Annotated in this window: 16 protein-coding genes; 8 read left to right on the forward strand and 8 right to left on the reverse strand. The window is 72.1% G+C overall.

Annotation, left to right across the window (positions count from 1 at the left end):
- Positions 1 to 37 precede the first annotated feature (37 nt).
- Genes ABZ845_RS00910 through ABZ845_RS00920 form a run of 3 tightly spaced genes read right to left on the reverse strand, consistent with a single transcriptional unit; the run spans position 38 to position 2,672 of the window.
- Positions 38 to 1,195: an acetyl-CoA C-acetyltransferase gene (locus ABZ845_RS00910; protein WP_360971418.1), complete on the reverse strand. Its 1,158-nt coding sequence runs from the start codon at positions 1,193 to 1,195 to the stop codon at positions 38 to 40.
- Between the two features lie 38 nt (positions 1,196 to 1,233).
- A complete protein-coding gene (locus tag ABZ845_RS00915) occupies positions 1,234 to 1,845 on the reverse strand; it encodes a TetR/AcrR family transcriptional regulator (protein WP_360971420.1) in 612 nt (203 codons plus the stop codon).
- Positions 1,846 to 1,886: 41 nt separating this feature from the next.
- The gene (locus tag ABZ845_RS00920) at positions 1,887 to 2,672 is read right to left on the reverse strand and encodes an SDR family oxidoreductase (protein ID WP_360971423.1); all 786 of its coding nucleotides are present in this window, start codon (positions 2,670 to 2,672) and stop codon (positions 1,887 to 1,889) included.
- A 47-nt stretch (positions 2,673 to 2,719) separates the two neighbouring features.
- Between ABZ845_RS00920 and ABZ845_RS00925 the strand changes: the two genes are divergently transcribed.
- Together ABZ845_RS00925 and ABZ845_RS00930 are read left to right on the forward strand one after the other, a co-directional pair.
- Positions 2,720 to 3,859, forward strand: a complete 1,140-nt coding sequence (locus tag ABZ845_RS00925) for an acyl-CoA dehydrogenase family protein (protein WP_360972406.1) — start codon at positions 2,720 to 2,722, stop codon at positions 3,857 to 3,859.
- Positions 3,859 to 4,815: an acyl-CoA dehydrogenase family protein gene (locus tag ABZ845_RS00930; RefSeq protein WP_360971426.1), complete on the forward strand. Its 957-nt coding sequence runs from the start codon at positions 3,859 to 3,861 to the stop codon at positions 4,813 to 4,815. The genes ABZ845_RS00925 and ABZ845_RS00930 overlap by 1 nt, the downstream gene beginning before the upstream one ends.
- 289 nt (positions 4,816 to 5,104) lie before the next feature.
- Here the strand turns inward: ABZ845_RS00930 and ABZ845_RS00935 are convergent, their stop codons facing one another.
- The 3 genes from ABZ845_RS00935 to ABZ845_RS00945 form a co-directional block, all read right to left on the reverse strand.
- Complete coding sequence (locus tag ABZ845_RS00935) at positions 5,105 to 6,568, reverse strand: glutamate synthase subunit beta (RefSeq protein ID WP_360971429.1); 1,464 nt, start codon at positions 6,566 to 6,568, stop codon at positions 5,105 to 5,107.
- Positions 6,561 to 11,156 (reverse strand): glutamate synthase large subunit, encoded by a 4,596-nt coding sequence (gltB, locus tag ABZ845_RS00940; protein WP_360972408.1) that lies wholly within the window; start codon positions 11,154 to 11,156, stop codon positions 6,561 to 6,563. The genes ABZ845_RS00935 and gltB overlap by 8 nt, the downstream gene beginning before the upstream one ends.
- Before the next feature lie 416 nt (positions 11,157 to 11,572).
- Positions 11,573 to 12,304: a VIT1/CCC1 transporter family protein gene (locus ABZ845_RS00945; protein WP_360971432.1), complete on the reverse strand. Its 732-nt coding sequence runs from the start codon at positions 12,302 to 12,304 to the stop codon at positions 11,573 to 11,575.
- Between the two features lie 261 nt (positions 12,305 to 12,565).
- On the opposite strand from ABZ845_RS00945, the gene ABZ845_RS00950 reads away from it, so the two are divergent.
- From ABZ845_RS00950 to ABZ845_RS00975, 6 genes are read left to right on the forward strand one after another with little or no spacing between them, the layout of a single operon-like run.
- A complete protein-coding gene (locus ABZ845_RS00950) occupies positions 12,566 to 14,074 on the forward strand; it encodes an ADP-ribosylglycohydrolase family protein (RefSeq protein ID WP_360972410.1) in 1,509 nt (502 codons plus the stop codon).
- Positions 14,071 to 15,201, forward strand: a complete 1,131-nt coding sequence (locus tag ABZ845_RS00955; protein WP_360971435.1) for an ADP-ribosylglycohydrolase family protein — start codon at positions 14,071 to 14,073, stop codon at positions 15,199 to 15,201. The genes ABZ845_RS00950 and ABZ845_RS00955 overlap by 4 nt, the downstream gene beginning before the upstream one ends.
- A 7-nt stretch (positions 15,202 to 15,208) precedes the next feature.
- On the forward strand, positions 15,209 to 16,363 hold the full coding sequence (locus ABZ845_RS00960) for an ADP-ribosylglycohydrolase family protein (RefSeq protein ID WP_360971438.1): 1,155 nt from the start codon (positions 15,209 to 15,211) through the stop codon (positions 16,361 to 16,363).
- A gap of 1 nt (position 16,364) precedes the next feature.
- Positions 16,365 to 17,729: an ADP-ribosylglycohydrolase family protein gene (locus tag ABZ845_RS00965; protein ID WP_360971441.1), complete on the forward strand. Its 1,365-nt coding sequence runs from the start codon at positions 16,365 to 16,367 to the stop codon at positions 17,727 to 17,729.
- Complete coding sequence (locus ABZ845_RS00970; protein ID WP_360971444.1) at positions 17,726 to 18,916, forward strand: CoA transferase; 1,191 nt, start codon at positions 17,726 to 17,728, stop codon at positions 18,914 to 18,916. The genes ABZ845_RS00965 and ABZ845_RS00970 overlap by 4 nt, the downstream gene beginning before the upstream one ends.
- On the forward strand, positions 18,913 to 19,758 hold the full coding sequence (locus tag ABZ845_RS00975; protein ID WP_360971447.1) for a CoA ester lyase: 846 nt from the start codon (positions 18,913 to 18,915) through the stop codon (positions 19,756 to 19,758). The genes ABZ845_RS00970 and ABZ845_RS00975 overlap by 4 nt, the downstream gene beginning before the upstream one ends.
- Positions 19,759 to 19,841: 83 nt before the next feature.
- Here ABZ845_RS00975 and lgt read toward each other — a convergent pair whose 3' ends face one another.
- Positions 19,842 to 20,870, reverse strand: a complete 1,029-nt coding sequence (gene lgt / locus ABZ845_RS00980; RefSeq protein ID WP_360971450.1) for a prolipoprotein diacylglyceryl transferase — start codon at positions 20,868 to 20,870, stop codon at positions 19,842 to 19,844.
- 319 nt (positions 20,871 to 21,189) lie between these two features.
- Entirely contained in the window at positions 21,190 to 21,966 is a 777-nt protein-coding gene (locus tag ABZ845_RS00985) for a thioredoxin domain-containing protein (protein ID WP_360972412.1), read from the reverse strand.
- Positions 21,967 to 22,004 lie beyond the last annotated feature (38 nt).

A 22,004-nucleotide genomic window follows, 5' to 3' on the forward strand; every position in this document is an offset into this window, starting at 1 on the left:
CGGCGGCAGTGGCGGCCCGGAGGCCGTGCTGTTCCGGTCAGAGCCGTTCGATGATCGTGACGTTGGCCTGGCCGCCTCCCTCGCACATCGTCTGGAGGCCGAAGCGTCCGCCGGTGCGCTCGAGTTCGTGCAGCAGGGTGGTCATCAGGCGGGCGCCCGTCGCACCCAGCGGATGGCCGAGGGCGATGGCGCCGCCGTTGACGTTGACCCTGCCGGGGTCGGCGCCGGTCTCCTTGAGCCAGGCGAGGACGACCGGGGCAAAGGCCTCGTTGATCTCGACGAGGTCGATGTCGTCGAGGGTGAGGCCGGTCTTCTTCAGGGCGTGCGCGGTCGCCGGGATCGGGGCGGACAGCATGCGGATCGGGTCTTCGCCGCGCACCGAGAGGTGGTGGATCCGGGCGCGCGGGGTCAGCCCGTGTTCATGGACGGCGCGTTCCGAGGCCAGCAGCAGGGCCGCCGCTCCGTCGGAGACCTGCGAGGAGCAGGCGGCGGTGACGGTCCCGCCGTCCAGGACGGGTTTAAGCTGGGCCATCTTCTCCAGCGAGGTGTCGCGGCGCGGGCCCTCGTCGACGGCGACGGTCCCGTAGGGGACGATCTCCCGTTCGAAGTAGCCCGCGTCGATCGCGCGCAGTGCCCGCCGGTGGGAGCGCAGCGCGAACTCCTCCTGGTCGTGGCGCGTGATGCCCCACTTGGCGGCGATGAGTTCGGCGCCGTGGAACTGGTTGACGGGCTGGTCGCCGTAGCGTGCGCGCCAGCCCTCGCTGCCCGCGAACGGGCCCTGGGTGAGTCCCAGTGGTTCGGCGGCCTGGCGGGAGGCGAAGGCGATCGGGATCTGCGTCATGTTCTGGACGCCGCCCGCGACCACCAGATCCTGGGTGCCCGAGAGCACGGCCTGTGCGGCGAAGTGGATGGCCTGCTGGGAGGAGCCGCACTGCCGGTCGACCGTCACGCCCGGAACCTCCTCGGGCAGCCCGGCCGCCAGCCAGCAGGTGCGGGCGATGTCCCCGGCCTGCGGCCCGACGGTGTCGAGGCAGCCGAAGACGACGTCCTCCACCGCGGCGGGGTCCGCGCCCGAGCGGGCCATCAGCTCCCTCAGGACATGCGCGCCCAGGTCGGCCGGATGGACCGCGCCGAGCCCGCCCCGGCGCCGCCCGACGGGCGTGCGGACCGCTTCCACCACGTATGCCTCGGCCATGGCCGACTCCCTCGCTCAGGACGGATGTTCACATCGTGCTATTCGCGGACGGCGATCCCGTCGAGCACCATCGACAGGTACTGGCGGGCGATCTCCTCCGGGCTGTGCTGTCCGCCGGGCCGGTACCAGGACGCGGCGACCCACACCGTGTCACGCACGAAGCGGTAGGTGAGGCGGACGTCGAGGTCGGCGCGGAAGACCCGTGCGTCGACCCCGCGTTCCAGCGTGGCCAGCCACGCCTTCTCGAATCTGCGCTGCGATTCGGCGAGGAACGTGAACCGGTCCTGCGCCACCAGCTGCCTGGACTCCTTCTGGTAGATCGCGACGGCCGCGCGGTGCCGGTCGATCTCCCGGAAGGACTCGGTGACCAGTGCCTCGAGGGTTTCGCGCGGGCCGAGTCCGGCGTCCAGGACGGTGTCGTAGCCTTCCCAGAGTTCGTCGAGGAAGGTGCGCAGGATCTCCTCCAGCATCGACTCCTTGGAGTCGAAGTGGTAGTAGAGGCTTCCCGCGAGCATTCCCGCGTGGTCCGCGATCTTGCGTACGGTGGTGGCGTTGTAGCCCTGCTCGGCGAAGACCTCGGCGGCGGTGTCGAGGAGTTCGCGGCGGCGGGCGGGCGCCGCGGTCACCTGGGGCTTCTTCTTGGTCGGCACGGTCCCATTGTGGTCCCCGGGAGGCAGGCGCATCGCAAGGCCTAGGGGTGCTGGCTGCTGACGGCGACGACTTCGCCGGTCATGTAGGACGAGTAGCCGGAGGCCAGGAACACGATCACGTTGGCCACCTCCCACGGTTCGGCGTAGCGCCCGAAGGCCTCACGGGCGGTCAGTTCCTCCAGCAGTTCCGGGGTGGTCACCTTCGCGAGGTGCGGGTGCATGGCGAGGCTCGGCGAGACCGCGTTGACGCGCACCCCGTACGAGGCAGCCTCGATCGCGGCGCACCGGGTCAGGGCCATCACGCCCGCCTTCGCGGCGGCGTAGTGCGCTTGTCCGGCCTGGGCGCGCCAGCCGATCACCGACGCGTTGTTGACGATCACGCCGCCGCCGGTCTCCTTCATCGAGCGCAGGGCGGCCCGTACGCAGCGGAAGGTGCCGTTGAGGGTCACGTCGAGGACCTTCGACCACTGTGCGTCGGTCATGTCGACGAGGGCGGTCGTGCCGCCCAGGCCCGCGTTGTTGACGACGATGTCGAGTCTGCCGTGGGAGCGGACGGCTGCTTCGAAGAGCTTCTCCACCTGGGTCTGGTCGGTGACGTCGCAGGGGAGGGCCCCCACCGCGCCGGGGAACTCCCGGGCGAGTCCGGCCTCGTGCTCCTTGAGGCGGCGCGCATGAGCGTCACTGATCAGCACGCGCGCGCCTTCCTCCAGGAAGCGGCGCGCGGTGGCTCCCCCGATCCCGGCTCCGGCCGCCGCGGTGATGACGGCCGTGCGCCCCTTCAGCAGCCCATGGCCCGGTATGTACGGCGGAGTCTCGACGCCTGTCATGGCCTCACGCTAACCTACCAAACACTTGTTAGGGAAGGATGGTGACCGTGGACCTCGCCCACTCCCCCGCCGACGAGGCCTTCCGCGCCGAGGCCCGGTCCTGGCTCGCGGAGCATGTGCCCGCGACGCCGCTGCCCTCGCTGGAGACCGAGCGCGGGTTCGCGGCCCACCGCGCCTGGGAGGCCGAACTGGCCGCGGACCGCTGGTCGGTGGTGTCGTGGCCGGCGGCGTACGGAGGCCGGGACGCGGGGATCATGCGGTGGCTGGTGTTCGAGGAGGAGTACTACGCGGCGGGGGCGCCGGGCCGCGTCGGGCAGAACGGGATCAGCTTGCTGGCTCCGACCCTGTTCGAGCACGGCACCGAGGAGCAGCGCGCCCGGGTGCTGCCGCCGATGGCCCGTGGCGAGGTGGTGTGGGCGCAGGCGTGGTCGGAGCCCGAGGCCGGTTCCGATCTGGCATCGCTGCGGTCGAGGGCGGTGCGTACGTCCGGCGGCTGGCTGCTCAGCGGGCAGAAGACCTGGTCGTCGCGGGCGGCGTTCGCGGACCGGGCGTTCGGCCTCTTCCGCAGCGATCCTGACACCCCGAGACCCCACCAGGGGCTGACCTATCTCATGTTCGGCCTGCGGGCGCCCGGGGTGACGGTCCGTCCGGTCGGGCGGCTCGACGGCAAGCCGGCCTTCGCCGAGCTGTTCCTGGACGAGGTGTTCGTCCCCGACGAGGACGTGATCGGCGAACCGGGTCAGGGCTGGCGGGTGGCCATGGCCACGGCGGGCAACGAACGCGGGCTCACCCTCCGCTCCCCCGGCCGCTATCTGGCCGCCGCCGACCGGCTGCTGCGGCTGTGGCGGGAGCGCGGCTGCCCCGCGTCGGCGCGAGACCGGGTCGCCGATGCCCTGATCGGCGCCCGTGCCTATCAGTTGTTCACCTACGCGGGCGCCTCCCGTTTCCTCGAGGGCGAGCCGATGGGCCCCGAGTCCAGCCTGAACAAGGTCTTCTGGTCGGAGTACGACATCGCGCTGCACGAGACGGCGCTCGATCTGCTTGGCGAGGACGGCGAGTTGGCGGACGGGGACTGGGCGGAGGGCTATGTCTTCTCCCTCGCGGGCCCCATCTACGCCGGTACGAACGAGATCCAGCGCGACATCATCGCCGAGCGGCTGCTCGGCCTGCCGAAGGGACGCCGCTGATGCGGTTCCTGCTCACGGAGGAACAGCGTGCCTTCGCACGCTCGCTGGACGCGCTGCTGACCTCGGCCGGCACACCGACGGTGGTCCGGGCGTGGAGCACGGGCGACCATTCCGCGGGGCGGGCGCTGTGGTCGCGGATCGCGGAGGCGGGGGTGTTCGCGCTGGCGGTCCCGGAGGCGTACGAGGGCATGGGCGCGTTGCCGCTGGAGCTTGCCGTGGCCTTCGTGGAGCTGGGACGGCACGCGGTGCCGGGCCCGGTGGTGGAGACGGTGCTCGCGGCGGTCCTGCTCCCGGGAGCGCCCGAGCACGCCGCGCGGCTGCTGCCCCAGCTGGCCTCCGGCAAGGTCATGGCCACGGTGGGCGCGCCGTATGCGCTGGACGGGGACGCTGCCGACGTCGTACTCGCCCTCGACGGCGGGGAGACACGGCTGGCGCCCGGCTGTCTGCCCGGAACGCGGCGTTCGCTCGACCCCGCCCGGCGGCTCGCGACGCCGCTGCCCGGCGGTGAGCGCATACCGGGCGCCGCCGGTCCGGACGTCCTGTCCTGGGCCCGTCTCGCGACCGCCGCCCAGGCCCTCGGTGTCGGGCTCGCCCTGCTCGAGCGGACCGTGACGTATGCCGGGCAGCGGGTTCAGTTCGGTGTGCCCATCGGGTCGTTCCAGGCGGTCAAGCACCGGCTGGCCGACGCGAAGACGGCGCTGGAGTTCGCGCGGCCGCTGCTGTTCGGGGCGGCGGTGACCATGGACCCGGCGGATGTCGCCGCCGCCAAGGTCGCGGCGTGCGAGGCGGCGTACGCGGCGGCGCGGACCGCGCTGCAGTTGCACGGCGCGATCGGGTACACCGCCGAGTACGACCTGTCGCTGTGGCTGACGAAGGCGCGGGCGCTGCGCACGGCGTGGGGCACCCCGCGGGAGTGCCGGGACACCGTCCTGGAGCCGGCCCGCCCCCGCTTCTGAGGACATGAGCGGGATCAGCCGCTCCGTGGTCGTTCCGCCGGGGTGGATGCCGGTCTCCGTCCGGCCGCCTGCCTCGGGCTTGTGGCGCTGCCGGTCGCACTGACGGCGGACAAGGTGTCCCGGCTGACGAGCAGTGCGGAGCACTTCCGCTCAGCCCGACAGGCGACGGCGCCTGCCCTCTGGTCCGGTCGGGGACTGGTGGGCAGGCGCCGTCTGTGTTCCGCACGCCTTTGTACGGGACGTATATGAGCGGCCGTCAGATCACATCAGGTCGCGTGCATCCGCCCACTCAGACCACCAGCGAGCGGTCCGTCGGGCGGATCGGGGCCGGCAGGTCGCTGATCCCGGTGAGGAAGCGGTCGACACCGCGCGCCGCCGAGCGGCCCTCGGCGATCGCCCACACGATCAGGGACTGGCCGCGGCCGGCGTCGCCCGCCACGAACACGCCCGGCACGTTCGTCTGGAAGTCGGCGTCGCGGGCGACGTTGCCGCGCTCGTCGAGGTCCAGGGCGAACTGCTCGACCAAGCCGTTGGCGCGGTCGGTGCCGGTGAAGCCCATCGCAAGGGTGACCAGCTGCGCCGGGATCCTGCGCTCGGTGCCGGACTTCTGGGTCAGCTTGCCGTCCACGAACTCCACCTCGATGAGGTGCAGCCACTGCACATTGCCGTCCTCGTCGCCCTCGAAGTGGGTGGTGGAGACGGAGTAGACCCGCTCGCCGCCCTCCTCGTGCGCGGAGGTGACCTTGTAGAGCATCGGGAAGGTCGGCCACGGCTGGGCGGCCGGGTTCCGCTCGTCGCCCGGGCGGGGCATGATCTCCAGCTGCGTGACGGAGGCCGCGCCCTGACGGTGGGCGGTGCCCACGCAGTCGGCGCCGGTGTCGCCGCCGCCGATCACGACGACGTGCTTGCCCTCGGCCGTGACCGGGGAGGTGACGTAGTCGCCCTCCTGGACCTTGTTGGCCAGCGGCAGGTACTCCATCGCCTGGTAGACGCCCTTGAGTTCCCGGCCGGGGACGGGAAGGTCGCGGGCGGTGGTGGCGCCGGCGGCGATGACCACGGCGTCGTACCGCTTGCGCAGGTCCGTCGCCTTGAGGTCGCGGCCGATCTCGATGCCCGTGCGGAAGCGGGTGCCCTCCGCGCGCATCTGCTCGATACGGCGGTTGATGTGCCGCTTCTCCATCTTGAACTCGGGGATGCCGTAGCGCAGCAGACCGCCGACGCGGTCCGCGCGCTCGTACACCGCGACCGTGTGGCCCGCCCGGGTGAGCTGCTGGGCGGCGGCCAGGCCCGCCGGTCCGGAGCCGATGACCGCGACCGTCTTGCCCGACAGGCGCTCGGGGGCCTGCGGCTTGACGTCACCGCTGTCCCACGCCTTGTCGATGATGGAGACCTCGACGTTCTTGATGGTGACCGGCGGCTGGTTGATGCCGAGCACGCACGCCGACTCGCACGGGGCGGGGCACAGACGGCCGGTGAACTCCGGGAAGTTGTTCGTGGCGTGCAGCCGCTCGGACGCCTCGGTCCAGTCCTCGCGGTAGGCGTAGTCGTTCCACTCGGGGATGAGGTTCCCGAGCGGGCAGCCGTTGTGGCAGAACGGGATGCCGCAGTCCATGCACCGGCTCGCCTGCTTGCTGATGATCGGCAGCAGCGAGCCGGGAACGTAGACCTCGTTCCAGTCCTTGAGACGCTCGTCCACCGGGCGGGACGTGGCGACCTCGCGGCCGTGCGACAGGAAGCCCTTCGGGTCAGCCATTGGTCGCCGCCTCCATCATCTTCTCGGTGACCTCGGTCTCGGTCAGACCGGCTCGCTCGGCGGCGTCCTTGGCGGCGAGCACTGCCTTGTACGTGCTGGGGATGATCTTGCTGAAGCGCTCCACGGCGACCGGCCACTCGGCCAGCAGCTTCTCGGCGACCGTGGACCCGGTGTCCTCCGCATGGCGGCGCACCGCGTCGTGCAGCCACTGCTTGTCGGCCTCGTCCAGCGCCTCGATGGCGCCCTGGTTGCCGGGGTTGACGTTGTCCCGGTTCAGGTCGATGACGTACGCGACACCGCCGGACATGCCCGCCGCGAAGTTGCGGCCGGTCTCGCCGAGGACGATCGCGTGGCCGCCGGTCATGTACTCGCAGCCGTGGTCGCCGACGCCCTCGGACACCACGAGCGCGCCGGAGTTGCGGACACAGAACCGCTCGCCCGTACGGCCGCGCAGGAACAGTTCGCCGCCGGTGGCGCCGTAGGCGATGGTGTTGCCCGCGATGGTCGAGTACTCGGCGAGGTGCTCGGCGCCCCGGTCCGGGCGGACGATCACACGGCCGCCCGACAGACCCTTGCCGACATAGTCGTTGGCGTCGCCCTCCAGGCGCAGCGTGACGCCGCGCGGCAGGAACGCGCCGAAGGACTGGCCCGCGGAGCCGGTGAAGGTGATGTCGATGGTGTCGTCGGGCAGGCCCTCGCCACCGAACTTCTTCGTCACCTCGTGGCCGAGCATGGTGCCGACGGTGCGGTTGATGTTGCGGATGCCGATCTGCGCGCGCACCGGCTGGGCGTCGGCCTGGGAGCCGGCGGCGAGCGCGTCCGCGGCGAGCCTGATCAGCTCGTTGTCGAGCGCCTTCTCCAGGCCGTGGTCCTGGGCGACGATCTGGTGGCGCACCGCGCCCTCGGGCAGCTCGGGCACGTGGAACAGCGGCTCCAGGTCCAGGCCCTGTGCCTTCCAGTGGTCGACGGCGCGGGTGACGTCGAGCGCCTCGGCGTGGCCGACGGCCTCCTCGATGGAGCGGAAGCCCAGCTCCGCGAGCAGTTCGCGGACCTCTTCGGCGATGAACTCGAAGAAGTTCACGATGAACTCGGGCTTGCCGGTGAAGCGGTCGCGCAGCACCGGGTTCTGGGTGGCGACGCCGACCGGGCAGGTGTCCAGGTGGCAGACGCGCATCATGATGCAGCCGGAGACGACGAGGGGGGCGGTCGCGAAACCGAACTCCTCGGCGCCGAGCAGCGCGGCGATGACGACGTCGCGGCCGGTCTTCAGCTGGCCGTCGGTCTGCACGACGATGCGGTCACGCAGGCCGTTGAGCAGCAGCGTCTGCTGGGTCTCGGCGAGGCCGAGCTCCCAGGGGCCGCCGGCGTGCTTGAGCGACGTCAGCGGCGAGGCGCCGGTGCCGCCGTCGTGGCCGGAGATCAGGACGACGTCCGCGTGCGCCTTGGAGACGCCCGCGGCGACCGTGCCGACGCCGACCTCGGACACCAGCTTGACGTGGATCCGCGCCGTGGGGTTGGCGTTCTTCAGGTCGTGGATCAGCTGGGCGAGGTCTTCGATGGAGTAGATGTCGTGGTGCGGCGGCGGGGAGATCAGGCCGACGCCGGGGGTCGAGTGCCGGGTCTTGGCCACCCACGGGTAGACCTTGTGGCCGGGCAGTTGGCCGCCCTCGCCTGGCTTGGCGCCCTGGGCCATCTTGATCTGGATGTCGTCCGCGTTGACCAGGTACTCGGAGGTCACGCCGAAGCGGCCGGAGGCCACCTGCTTGATCGCCGAGCGGCGCGCGGGGTCGTACAGGCGCTCGGGGTCCTCGCCGCCCTCACCGGTGTTGGACTTGCCGCCCAGCCGGTTCATGGCGATGGCGAGGGTCTCGTGCGCCTCCTTGGAGATGGAGCCGTACGACATGGCGCCCGTGGAGAACCGCTTGACGATCTCGGAGACGGGCTCGACCTCGTCGATGGAGACCGGCTCGCGCTCTGAGGTGAAGCCGAACAGGCCGCGCAGCGTCATCAGGCGCTCGGACTGCTCGTTCACACGGGAGGTGTACTTCTTGAAGATGTCGTAGCGGCCGGTGCGCGTGGAGTGCTGGAGGCGGAAGACCGTCTCCGGGTCGAACAGGTGCGGTTCGCCCTCGCGGCGCCACTGGTACTCGCCGCCGATCTCCAGCGCACGGTGTGCGGGAGCGATGCCGGAGGCCGGGTATGCCTTGGCGTGGCGGGCGGCCACCTCCTTGGCGATGACGTCGATGCCGACGCCGCCGATCTTGGTGGCGGTGCCGTTGAAGTACTTCTCGACGAACGCCTCGTCGAGTCCGACGCCCTCGAAGACCTGGGCGCCGCGGTAGGAGGCGACGGTGGAGATGCCCATCTTGGACATGACCTTCAGGACGCCCTTGCCGAGGGCGTAGATCAGGTTGCGGATGGCCTGCTCGGCCTCGACACCGGGCAGGAACGTTCCCGCTCGGACGAGGTCCTCGACGGACTCCATGGCCAGGTAGGGGTTGACCGCGGCAGCGCCGTAGCCGATGAGCAGGGCCACGTGGTGGACCTCGCGGACGTCTCCGGCCTCGACCAGCAGGCCCACGTGGGTGCGCTGCTTGGTGCGGATGAGGTGGTGGTGGACGGCCGCGGTGAGCAGCAGCGAGGGGATCGGCGCGTGCTCGGCGTCCGAGTGCCGGTCCGACAGGACGATCAGGCGGGCGCCGTTCTCGATGGCGGCGTCGGCCTCGGCGCAGATCTCCTCCAGGCGCGCGGCGAGCGAGTCGCCGCCGCCGGAGACCCGGAAGAGGCCGGAGAGCGTGGCGGCCTTCATGCCGGGCATGTCGCCGTCGGCGTTGATGTGGATGAGCTTGGCCAGCTCGTCGTTGTCGATCACCGGGAAGGGCAGGACCACGCTGCGGCAGGAGGCCGCGGTGGGCTCCAGCAGGTTGCCCTGGGGGCCGAGCGAGGAGCGCAGGGAGGTGACCAGTTCCTCGCGGATCGCGTCCAGCGGCGGGTTGGTGACCTGCGCGAACAGCTGCGTGAAGTAGTCGAACAGCAGGCGGGGGCGCTCGGACAGCGCGGCGATCGGCGAGTCGGTGCCCATCGAGCCGATCGGCTCGGCGCCGGCCTTGGCCATCGGCGCGAGGATGACGCGCAGCTCCTCCTCGGTGTAGCCGAAGGTCTGCTGGCGGCGGGTGACCGAGGCGTGCGTGTGCACGATGTGCTCGCGCTCGGGCAGGTCACCGAGCTCGATCTCGCCGACCTCCAGCCACTCCTCGTACGGCTGCTCGGCTGCGAGCGTCCGCTTGATCTCGTCGTCCTCGATGATGCGGTGCTCGGCGGTGTCCACGAGGAACATACGGCCGGGCTGCAGACGGCCCTTGCGGACGACCTTCGCGGGGTCGATGTCGAGAACGCCGACCTCCGAGCCCAGGACGACGAGGCCGTCGTCGGTGACCCAGTAGCGGCCGGGGCGCAGGCCGTTGCGGTCGAGGACGGCGCCGACCTGGGTGCCGTCGGTGAAGGTGACGCAGGCGGGGCCGTCCCAGGGCTCCATCATCGTGGAGTGGTACTGGTAGAAGGCGCGCCGGGCCGGGTCCATGGAGTCGTGGTTCTCCCACGCCTCCGGGATCATCATCAGCACGGAATGCGGCAGGGAGCGTCCGCCGAGGTGGAGGAGTTCGAGCACCTCGTCGAAGGACGCGGAGTCGGAGGCGTCCGGGGTGCAGACCGGGAAGAGCCGCTCCAGCCCCTCGTTCGGCCCGAACAGGTCGGAGACCAGCTGCGACTCGCGGGCGCGCATCCAGTTGCGGTTGCCCTTGACCGTGTTGATCTCACCGTTGTGGGCGACGAAGCGGTACGGGTGGGCGAGCGGCCAGCTCGGGAAGGTGTTGGTGGAGAAGCGCGAGTGGACCAGGGCGATCGCCGAGGCGAAGCGGCGGTCGGACAGGTCCGGGAAGAAGGGCTCCAGCTGGCCGGTGGTCAACATGCCCTTGTAGACGATCGTGCGCGCGGACAGCGACGGGAAGTACACGCCTGCCTCGCGCTCGGCGCGCTTGCGCAGCACGAACGCCTTGCGGTCGAGGTCGATGCCCTGGCTGCCGCTGTCCGAGACGAACAGCTGGCGGCAGGCGGGCATCGTGGAGCGGGCGGTGGCGCCCAGCAGTTCGGGGGCGACCGGGACCTCGCGCCAGCCGAGGACGGTCAGGCCCTCGTCGGCGGCGATCGTCTCGATCTCTGAGACGGCCTCGTCGGCCGCCGCCTCGGGCAGGAAGGCGATGCCGACGGCGTATCCGCCCGCCTCCGGCAGTTCGAATCCGGCCACCTCGCGGAAGAACGCGTCGGGGACCTGGGAGAGGATGCCCGCGCCGTCACCCGAGTCGGGCTCGGAGCCGGTGGCGCCGCGGTGCTCCAGATTGCGCAGAACGGTGAGCGCCTGCTCGACCAGCGCATGGCTCGCCTCACCGGTGAGGGTGGCCACGAAGCCGACGCCACAGGCGTCGTGCTCGTTACGGGGGTCGTACATACCCTGCGCAGCAGGGCGAGCATCCATGAACGACCAGTTCTGGCCGTTCTCGGAATGCTGGGACGGCTGGCGCGGCGTACGCATCGGCTCTCCCGTCGTCGTCATGTGGCTGGGAATCCCCCAGGCCGTCTAGGAGCGGCCCCGGGAACAGGTGCCGAGGGACGACGTTGGCCCTCTGCTGTGGCGAAATTTCGTGCAGGTTACATGATGGAGTGGATCTCGGAAACCGGATAGCCCAGTCCAACATGCGGACATCGCCGAGGCGTGGGGCGGGTTTCCACGTGCGGCGATGGGGTCAGGGGGCACAAGCGGACAGATCGATGTCCACCGAACCGGAATGGGGCGCGGGCTGGGCGGGCTTCCTCGCCCGCCGCCATGCGATGTGCGTGCGGCACAGGCGACATTGCCCGCGGCGCTTACGGCTCATGCCCGGTGTTCTGACATTCGAAACCGCCGGGTAACAACTATTTATACAGGTCGAAGCACAAGCGGGCTTCGCATCATCCTACGGCGGTGCCGAACAGGCCGCCCAGGGCGTAGGTCACACCCGCGGCGGCGCCACCCAGGGCGAGCTGACGCAGCCCGCTGTACCACCAGCTACGGGCGGTCACCCTGGCCACGACCGCGCCGCACGCGAAGAGCCCGGCGAGGGCGAGCAGCACGGAGAGCCACAGAGCGTGGGCGCCGAGCAGATACGGCAGGAGGGGCAGCAGCGCGCCGAGTGCGAACGATCCGAAACTGGACACGGCGGCGACCGCCGGGGAGGGCAGATCGCCCGGGTCGACGCCCAGCTCTTCCCGCGCGTGTATCTCCAGGGCCTGCTCGGGGTCACGGGAGAGCTGCCGCGCGACCTCGCGGGCGAGGGCGGGCTCGACGCCGCGCGCCTCGTACAGCGCCGCCAGCTCCCGCTCCTCGTCCTCCGGGTGCTTCCGCAGCTCGCGCCGCTCGACGTCGAGCTCCGCCTCGACCAGCTCGCGCTGGGAGGCCACGGAGGTGTACTCACCGGCCGCCATGGAGAAGGCGCCCGCGGCCAGGCCCGCGAGCCCGGTGATGATGATGGTCTGCTGACTGACGGCGCCACCGGCGACACCTGTCATCAAAGCCAGGTTGGACACCAGGCCGTCCATCGCGCCGAAGACCGCCGGGCGCAGCCAGCCACCGTTGACATCGCGGTGCGTGTGGTTGTCGCGGTGCGCCTCGTGCAGCGTCGCTTCGGTCTCGATGATGGCCATACCCGGCCCCCCTGGTGCTTGATCGATCCCCTTGATTGGACCGTTTCCACTTTTCGACAACACCGAAAGTACGCCAGAAATTGCGGCGCCGCCAGCAAGGAAAGGCTGGGCTAACCTGCAGCTTTACGGTTGACCGCTCATCCGAGACGAGCTCCGCACAGATGTCGGACGGGTGATGCTGAGGGGTGCGGTGCTGGGGCCGGGCGTTCCCGTGGCACAGATCCGCAAAGGGGGGTGCCCGAAAGGAGAGGCGCCGTGGCCATCGCCTGCACTCCCCCGGCGCCGGCATCCGGCCCATCCGGGGAGGACACCGCCGGTCTCCGTGCACGGGCGCGCGGCGCGCTGCTCGGCCTCGCCGTGGGGGACGCGCTCGGAGCGCCCGCCGAGAACTTGAAGCCGTCCGAGATCCGCGCCCGCTGGGGCCGTATCACGGGGTACGTCGCCGAGCGGCCCTCCGGCACGGACGACACCGAGTACGCCATCTTCTCGGGGCTGCTGCTGGCCCGGCACGGTTCAGCGCTCACCGTCGCGCATGTGGAGGCGGCCTGGCACGAGTGGATCGCGGACCGGGACGAGGGGCCGTTCCGCGGGGCGGGATTCAGCGAGCGGGGCACGCTGGAGAACCTGCGCCGTGGTCTTGCCGCGCCCATCTCGGCGCAGCACCGGCACGCCTGGAGCGACGGGCTCGCCATGCGGGCCGCGCCCTTCGGTGTCTTCGCCGTGGGGCACCCCGCGGAGGCGGCCCGGCTGGTGGCGATCGACGGCTCGGTGAGCCATGAGGGGGAGGGCATCTACGGCGGTCAGGCGGTCGCCGCCGGGGTCGCCGCGGCGATGGCGGGCGCGCCGGTGAGCGCCGTGGTGGCCTCGGCGCTCGCGGTCGTCCCGGACGACTCGTGGACGGCCCGCTCCCTGCGCCGCGCTGTCACCGCGGCCCACCGGGGCGCCCGCGCGGTCCGCTCCGCGGTGGTGGTCGGCGGCTACCCCTGGACGGACCTCGCGCCCGAGGCGGTGGCCCTGGCATTCGGCGCCTACGCGGCGGCCGACGGCGACTTCAGGGAGTCCGTGCTCACGGCGGTCAACATGGGCCGCGACGCCGACACCACGGCGGCGGTCGCGGGCGCCCTGGCGGGGGCGACATGCGGGATCTCGGCGATCCCGGCCGCGTGGGCGGCGGCGATCGGACCTGCCAGGGGCCGCTGCCTGCCGTCCATGGAGGGCCATCACGTCCTGGACGTGGCCGAACTGCTGGCGCCCGGGGACGGTGAGAAGTGGGGCGCGGCCATCGCGGGACTGTGGGACGGCAGCGCCTTGCCCGGCGCGCTCCCGCCACGCGACGGCTCCGCCGCGCGGGGTGACGCTCCTGCACGACCGGGCAACCCGACCGGCACCGCCGAAACGGCGCGCCCCGGTGAACCCGCCCGAGACGCCGACCCGGCACCGCCCGGCAGTCGGGGACCGGCCGTCGACCACACCCCGGCCGTCGGGCGAAGGCCCCACCCAACGCCCTCGCAGGGCACCACACCGGCACTATCCGCCCCGCCGACACCGCTCGCCCAGCCAGCACCACACGCCACGACGGCACCACACACCACGGCGGCATCACACCGCCCGTCGCCCCAGGACGGCGACCCCCCGCGGTCCACCGGGCAGCAACCGCGGGCGCACCCCGGCCCGGCCGCATACGCGGAGGCCGCCTTCGTTGACACGGGCTGCGTGGACACGGGCTGCGTGGACACGGCCTCCGTTGACACGGCAGAGGTGGAGCCGTGAGCCGCCCCGCGGGGCCCCGCCGCATCGAGGGGCTGCTGCTCGGGCTCGCCGCCGGGGACGCCGCGGGGTGGCCCGCCGCGCGGCACCGGGCCGCCCGTATGCCGGAGTGGACCCGGCGGCTGACCCGGGAGCTGGACACCTTCGCCGAACAGAACGCGACCACCACCCTGCCCGTGCCGATCGCCCTCAACCAGCCGCCGGATCCGCTCAGGCTCGGCCCGTCGGACGACGCCGAGTGGGCGGCGTTCGCGGCGCACGCCGTGCTGCGCGCCGGGGACAGTGGCGCGCTGGGAGGCCTCGGCCGCTCGCGGAGGATGCGCGCCGCCATCGACCTGTCGTGGAACGCCATCGCCGGAGAGGTCGCCGCCGCGGCCGACCGCGCCCCCGAGGTCGAGTCCGCACGGCTGGCCCTGCGCGCCCGCATCTCCGTACGCGCCGGTCTCGGCAACCTCGCCACCGGGCTGCGCCCGCCCGCCACCGGCCACGACAACCCGCACTACTTCGACGACGCGGCCTGCGTACGGGCCTGCGTCCTCGCCGTGGCGCACCCGGGCGAGGCGCGGGCCGCCGCCGAGCTGGCCGAGTTCGACGCCCGCTACACGCAGGACGGCGACGGGGTGCACGGTGCCCGCGCGATGGCCGCGGCGCTCTCCCTCGCGCTCGGCGGGGAGGAGGTGGACACCTGCGTGGCGGCGGCGCTCGCCGAGCTCCCCGAGTCCACCGAGATCGGCCGCAACGCACGGCACGCGCTGGAGCTGGCCCGCGAGGGTGAGGGGGCCTTCGGTGCCGTCCCGGCGCTGGAGCACCAGATCGTCGACCACGTCTACAGCTACGGCATCGCGGCGGCGGAGACCGTCCCCGTCGCGCTCGCCCTGGCGACGGCGGCCCGCGGCCGGATCGCGGAGGCCGTGCCCGCCGCCGCCTGCCTCTCGCGCGTCGCCGACTCGGCCCCCGCCCTGGCCGGCGCGCTCACCGGTGCCCTCGGCGGCGGTGAGGCGATCCCGCCCGCCTGGCGCGACGCCTGCCGCACCCTCTCCGGCTGCGCGCTGCCCCGGCTGACCGGCACGGACCTCGTACACCTCGCCGAACTCCTGGAGACGACGGAACTTGCCGCCCCAGGTGGATGATTCGGACATGACGCCCACTTCTGACGAGACGATCCCTCTCGACGAACGCATCACCGGTTGCCTGGTCGGCGCGGCCGTAGGCGACGCCCTCGGCGGGCCGGTCGAGGGCTACTCCCCCGAGCAGATCGCCGAACGGCACGGCGGGCGGGTACACGGGATCGTCGGGCCCTGGCACGGCGACGCCTGGCGCACGGCCCGTGCCCTCGCCCCGTACCACAAGGGCGACGGCCACGTCACCGACGACACGTTGATGACCCACGCCCTGGTACGGGTGTACGCCACCGTCCGCGACCATCTGGACGCCTACGCGGTCGCCGGGCATCTGGTCCCCGACCTGATGACGAACCCCCGCTGGATCCCCGAGCTGGAGACGGAGGCGCTCCCCCTCCAGCGGATCTTCCTGGCGGAGAAGTGGCTCGTGGCCCGTCTGCACTACGGCCACATCGACCCGCGCGAAGCCGGTGTCGGAAACATCGTCAACTGCGGTGCCGCGATGTACATGGCACCGGTCGGCCTGGTCAACGCGGCCCATCCGGCGGGCGCCTACGCCGAGGCGCTGGACGTGGCGGGCGCGCACCAGTCTTCGTACGGCAGGGAGGCGGCCGGTGTGTTCGCGGCGGGGGTCGCCGCGGCCTGCGCACCGGGCGCCACCCCCGACTCGGTCGTGGCCGCCTGCCTGTCGCTGGCCAAGGACGGGACACGCGCGGCCATCGAGACGGTGTGCGACACGGCCTCCCGCTACTCGGACTTCGAGTCGGCGCTCAGGCCGCTGCGGGAGGCGGTCGCGCCCTATGACACGGTCGGACCCGACTACCGTGCGCCGTCCCTGGGCGCCCGCCGTGCGTCCCGCGTGCACGCGATCGAGGAACTCCCGGTGGCGCTGGGCATGATGATCGTCGCGCGCGGCGACTACCGCCACGCGGTGCTCGGCGCGGTCAACTACGGCCGGGACTGCGACTCGATCGCCACGATGACGGGTGCCATCACCGGTGCGCTGGGCTCCGAGGTCCCGGCGTACTGGGCGAAGGAGGTGGCGGAGGCCAGTCGCCTCGACCTGCACGCCCCCGCGCAGGCGCTCGCTCAGGTCGCCCGGGAGGTCTTCGCCCGTGATGTGGAGCGCCGCCGCGCCCATGAGGCGGCGTTCTCCCGGATCGGAGGCTGAGGTGCTCCGACTCACCTGGGTCCAGCCGGAGGACCTGCTCGGCCACGAGCTGCGCCAGGCGGGGCAGGAGGGCCGCGAGACGTCCGCCATCGAGGCGCGATGGCGGAGGGCCGGCGGCCCCGAGGCACCGCTGAGGGCGGGCGCGTCGCAGCGGCCGGTGTCTCCCTACCTGCGGATGCTGGCGAAGGACCTGCTGGACGAACTGGCCGACCTGCCCGGCCGGCTGGCGGACGCCGAACCGACGGATCTGGCGAGGATCAGGGCGCTGTGCCCGGACTGGCCCGACCAGCCGTCCGGCTACCGGGCGGCCCCGGACGTGTCGCGCCTGGAAGCGGCCTGGCTCGGCCGGGCGGCCGGCTGCGTCCTCGGCAAACCCGTCGAGAAACTCCCCCTGGACGGCATCCGCGCGCTCGCCCGCGCCGCCGGCAACTGGCCCCTGAACACCTGGTTCACGGCCCGCGGGGTCCCCGCGGACCTGCTGGCGGCCCACCCGTGGAACCGGCGCTCCGCGGCCACCTCCCTCGCCGAGAACATCGACGGTACGCCCGAGGACGACGACCTCAACTACCCCCTCCTGAACCTGCTGTTGCTCGGCCGCAGCGGCATGTCCTTCACCACCGCCGATGTGGCCAGGCTCTGGCTGGACGAACTGCCCGCGGGCCGTACGTTCACCGCGGAGCGCATCGCCTACCGCAACCTCCTCGCGGGGATCGAGCCCCCGCGCACCGCCCGCCACCGCAACCCGTTCCGCGAGTGGATCGGCGCCCTGATCCGCGCCGACGTGCACGGCTGGACGAACCCGGGCGACCCGGCAGCCGCCGCCGGACAGGCCCATCGCGACGCCACGCTGACGCACACCGCGAACGGCGTCTACGCGGCGATGTTCATCGCGGCCACCATCGCCGAGGCCGCCACCGGCCGCCACGACGTGCACCACTGCCTGCGCACCGGTCTCACCGTGGTGCCGCCGGCCTCACGGCTCGCCCGCGCCGTCCGCCACGCCATTCGGCTGGCCCTGGACACCGAGGACTTCGAGGCGGTCGTGGACGAACTCCACGCCACCCACGACGCCTACCACTGGGTCCACGCCATCCCCAACACCGCCCTGATCGCCGCCGCTCTCACCCACGCCGACGGCGACTTCACCGGCTCCATCTGCCGTGCCGTGTCCGGGGGCTGGGACACCGACTCCAGCGGTGCCACGGCGGGCAGTGTCGCGGGCCTGCTGGCCGGGCACCCCGCCCAGCTCCCGGACCGCTGGACGAGCCCCCTCAAGAACCGGCTGGCCACCTCGGTCGGCGACTTCAACGGCATCGGCTTCGATGCCCTGGCCCACCTCACGCACCGGGAAATCCACCGCTCATGACCGCACCCCTCGCAGGCCTCAAGGTCCTCGACCTGGCCACCCTGTTCGCCGGTCCCCTCGCCGCCACCTTCCTCGGTGACTTCGGTGCCGAGGTCATCAAGGTCGAGCACCCGGTCCGGCCGGACCCGTCCCGCGGGCACGGCCCGGCCAAGGACGGCGTGGGCCTGTGGTGGAAGCTGCTGGGCCGCAACAAACGCACGATGACGCTCGACCTGTCCAAGCCGGGCGGCCGTACGACGCTGCTGCGGCTCGCGGCCGACGCCGATGTGATCGTGGAGAACTTCCGCCCGGGCACCCTGGAGAAGTGGGCTCTGGGCTGGGACGACCTGTCCGCGGTCAACCCTCGTCTGGTCCTCGCCCGGGTGACCGCGTTCGGGCAGTTCGGCCCGTACGCGCACCGCCCCGGTTTCGGCACGCTCGCGGAGGCGCTGAGCGGGTTCGCGGCCATCACCGGGGAGCCGGACGCGCCTCCCACGCTGCCGCCGTTCGGTCTCGCCGACTCCATCGCGGCCCTGGCGACGGCGTACGCGGTGATGACAGCCCTCGCCGCCCGGGACCGCACGGGCCACGGCCAGATCGTGGACATGGCGATCATCGAGCCTATCCTCACCGTCCTCGGGCCGCAGCCGATCTGGTACGACCAGCTGGGGCATGTGCAGCCGCGCACCGGCAACCGGTCCCAGAACAACGCCCCGCGCAACACCTATCGCGCCGCGGACGGCGGCTGGGTCGCCGTCTCGGCCTCCGCGCAGTCCGTCGCCGAGCGCGTGATGCGGCTGGTAGACCGTCCGGAGCTGATCGAGGAGCCGTGGTTCTCGACGGGCGAGGGCCGGGCCCGGCACGCCGAGCTGCTCGACCGGGCGGTCGGCGACTGGATCGCCCGCCGTCCGCGTGCGGAGGTGCTGAAGGCGTTCGAACGAGCGGAGGCCGCGGTGGCCCCCGTACAGGACGTACGGGACGTGATGGCCGACCCGCAGTATGCGGCGCTGGACACGATCACCACGATTCCCGACGACCCGGAACTGGGCAGGCTGCGCATGCAGAACGTCCTGTTCCGCCTGTCCGCCACCCCCGGCGTGATCCGCTGGGCGGGCCGTCCGCACGGCGCGGACACCGAGGAGATCCTGACGGAGCTGGGCCTGACGGTCCCGGAGATCGCCGCGCTCGCGGCGGAGGGCGCGCTGTGAGCGCGAACCCGGGCTTTCCCCCGCTCACCTGGCTGTACGCCCCCGGGGACCGCCCGGAGGTGGTCGGCAAGGCGCTGGATTCCGGGGCGGACGTGGTGCTGGTCGACCTGGAGGACGCGGTCGCCCCGGACCGCAAGGGGTACGCGCGGGCGGCCACGGCCGAACGGCTCACCGAGATCCCGCCGGTGCCGGTCCATGTGCGTGTGAACGCGCTGGACAGCCCCTGGGCCCAGGACGACCTCGAGGCGCTCGCGGCGCTGCCCGGTCTCTCGGGTCTGCGTCTGCCCAAGGTGACCTCGGCGTCGGACGTGGTCCGCGTGGCGAAGCGCGCCACCCCGGCAGGGGGAGGCACGGTCGCCCTGTACGCCCTGCTGGAGACGGCCCTGGGCGTGGAGCGGGCGTTCGACATCGCGACGGCCCATCCGGCCGTACGGGGCATCGCGCTGGGCGAGTCGGATCTGCGGGCGGACCTCGGGGTACGGGAGGACAGGGGCCTGGACTGGTCGCGTGCGCGCATGGTGGTGGCCGCACGGGCGGCGGCGCTGCCTCCGCCGTCCCAGTCGGTCTATCCGGACACCCGGGATCTGGAGGGCCTGGCGGCTTCCTGCGCACACGGCCGCGCGCTGGGCTTTCTGGGCCGGGCAGCCATCCACCCCCGCCAGCTCCCGGTCATCGAGAGCGCCTACGCGCCCACCGGGGACGAGATCTTCCGGGCGGAGGAGATCATCAAGGCGGCGGCCAGGGAGCAGGGCGCCCAGGCGCTCCCCGACGGCCGTTTCATCGACACGGCGGTCGTGAGGGAGGCGTACCTGACCCTGTCCCTTGCGCGTCGGCGGCGCTGAGCACTCCGCGGAGGGGGCCCGGACATGCCGGAGGCGCCGTATCCGGTGATACGGCGCCCCGGCAAACGTACGAGCGGCTCTGCTCAGACCTTCTTCGCCGACTCGGCCTCGTCCGCCTTCTCGGCGTCCTGGGATGCCCCGGCGTCGTCAGCCGCCTTCCCGGCTTCGTCCCCGGGTCCGGACGGTCCGGAATCGTGCCCCGGCCCGGAGGAGTCCTCCGTGCCGCCGGACGCGCCTTCCTGCGGCTCCGCCGAGCCGTCGGCCGAGCCCTCGGCGCTCTCGGTCCCCGCCTCCACGGCGCCCGGCTCCACGACCGCCTCACGGCCCGGACGCAGCCGCGAGGACACCACGATGTAGGTCACGGCGAGCAGGAACACCAGCAGCGCGGTCCAGTCGTTCAGCCGCAGGCCCAGGATGTGGTGCGCGTCGTCCACGCGCATGTACTCGATCCAGCCGCGGCCCACGCAGTACGCGGCCACGTACAGCGCGAACGCCCGGCCGTGCCCGAGCTTGAAGCGGCGGTCCGCCCAGATCACCAGGACACCGACCCCGATGCACCAGAGCGACTCGTAGAGGAACGTCGGGTGGTAGTAGCCCGGTACCCGGCCGTCCGTGGACGAGGTGATGTGCAGCGCCCAGGGCACGTGTGTCGGCCGTCCGTACAGCTCCTGGTTGAACCAGTTGCCCCAGCGGCCGATCGCCTGTGCGAAGGCGATCCCGGGCGCGACGGCGTCGGCGTACGAGGGAAGCGTGATGCCCCGGCGCCGGCAGCCGATCCAGGCGCCGACCGCACCGAGCGCGATGGCGCCCCAGATGCCGAGACCGCCCTCCCAGACCTTGAACGCGTTCACCCAGTCACGGCCGTCGCTGAAGTACAGCTCATAGTCCGTGATCACGTGGTAGAGCCGTCCGCCGACCAGGCCGAAGGGCACGGCCCAGACCGCGATGTCGGCCACTGTGCCGGGTCGGCCGCCCCGGGCGACCCAGCGCTTGTTGCCGAGCCACACGGCCACGAAGACACCGATGATGATGCAGAACGCGTAGCCGCGCAGCGGAATGGGGCCGAGATACAGCACTCCGCGCGACGGGCTGGGGATGTAGGCAAGTTCCATGGCAAGAACGACGCTACCTTGCCGGACACGCAGCGCGGCAACCCACTCGGCTACGGGTCCATAACGCGAGACCCGCGCAGACGCCCCCGGCACGCCGCCACCGGGGCAGGACCAGGGTCTTTCGCTTGGATCGGGCCGGATCAGGGAGCGGGGTCTGGTGCCGTGCATCGCAAGGCGGAGGAGGGCGTCATGGCGGAGCCATGGCAACCGACGACAACGCGGCTGGGGGTACCCCCTGCTCGAAGAGCTTGGGGGAACGGTGCCGGACCCCGCGAGCCCGGTCTGATCCAAACGAGAGGCCCTAGGACCGTCGGCGCCGTCAGGACTTGTTCGCCGCCTCCACCAACTGCTTCAGCTTCGCCGGCGTCATCGTCTGGTCCGAGTAGAGATTCTTGCCGTCGAGGAGCACGGTCGGCGTGCCGTTGAAGCCGCCGCTCGCGAACGCGGCGTGCGACTTCTTCACCCAGCTGTTGTGCGTCCCGTCGTTGACGCACTTCTCGAACGCGGGCGTCCTCAGACCGTCGACCTTGCCCGCCAGCTCGATGAGCTTGGCGTTGTCCCCGTAGCTGTCCTGGGTTTCCTTGGGCTGGTTCTCGTACAGCACGTCGTGGTACGCCCAGAACTTTCCGGCGTCCTGGGCGCACGCCGCCGCATTGGCCGCGTTCAGGGAGCCGCTGCCGCCCAGGTTTCCGTCGATCAGGGTGACCAGGTGGTATTCGACCTTCAGCTTTCCGGCGTCGACCAGCTGGCGGATGGTGGGGCGGTAGGCGGTCTCGAAGCCCTGACAGGCCGGGCACCGGAAGTCCTCCCAGACCGTGAGGGTCGACTTGGCGGAGTCCTTGCCGACCGGGATGGCGAGGCTGTCCTTGCCCGTCGCCCCCGAGGGCGCGATGGCGGGGCCCGCGGCGCTGCTCTTGCTCTTCTTCCCGCTGTTCGCCGCCAGGACGCCCACCACCGTCGCCAGGGCAAGGACGCAGACGACCGAGGCGCCCACGATCAGCGCCCGGCGCCGACGGTCCGTGGTCCTCTGCTTCTCGCGCTCGACCGCCATCCGCTCACGGGCGGTGCGCTTTCCGTCACGGTTCTTCTCGCTCACATCCGGCAGAACGAACCGGGGAGGCACAGCGCGCCTCC

It is taken from the genome of Streptomyces sp. NPDC047022 (assembly GCF_040644155.1).
Classification (GTDB): Bacteria; Actinomycetota; Actinomycetes; order Streptomycetales; family Streptomycetaceae; genus Streptomyces.

Excerpts from the sequence above, each read along its gene's own strand:
- lgt (WP_360971450.1), bottom strand. The coding sequence starts at position 20,870 with ATGGAACTTGCCTACATCCCCAGCCCGTCGCGCGGAGTGCTGTATCTC.
- ABZ845_RS00930 (WP_360971426.1), top strand. The coding sequence starts at position 3,859 with ATGCGGTTCCTGCTCACGGAGGAACAGCGTGCCTTCGCACGCTCGCTG.
- ABZ845_RS00945 (WP_360971432.1), bottom strand. The coding sequence starts at position 12,304 with ATGGCCATCATCGAGACCGAAGCGACGCTGCACGAGGCGCACCGCGAC.
- ABZ845_RS00960 (WP_360971438.1), top strand. The coding sequence starts at position 15,209 with ATGACGCCCACTTCTGACGAGACGATCCCTCTCGACGAACGCATCACC.
- ABZ845_RS00970 (WP_360971444.1), top strand. The coding sequence starts at position 17,726 with ATGACCGCACCCCTCGCAGGCCTCAAGGTCCTCGACCTGGCCACCCTG.
- ABZ845_RS00910 (WP_360971418.1), bottom strand. The coding sequence starts at position 1,195 with ATGGCCGAGGCATACGTGGTGGAAGCGGTCCGCACGCCCGTCGGGCGG.
- ABZ845_RS00935 (WP_360971429.1), bottom strand. The coding sequence starts at position 6,568 with ATGGCTGACCCGAAGGGCTTCCTGTCGCACGGCCGCGAGGTCGCCACG.
- ABZ845_RS00920 (WP_360971423.1), bottom strand. The coding sequence starts at position 2,672 with ATGACAGGCGTCGAGACTCCGCCGTACATACCGGGCCATGGGCTGCTG.
- gltB (WP_360972408.1), bottom strand. The coding sequence starts at position 11,156 with ATGCGTACGCCGCGCCAGCCGTCCCAGCATTCCGAGAACGGCCAGAAC.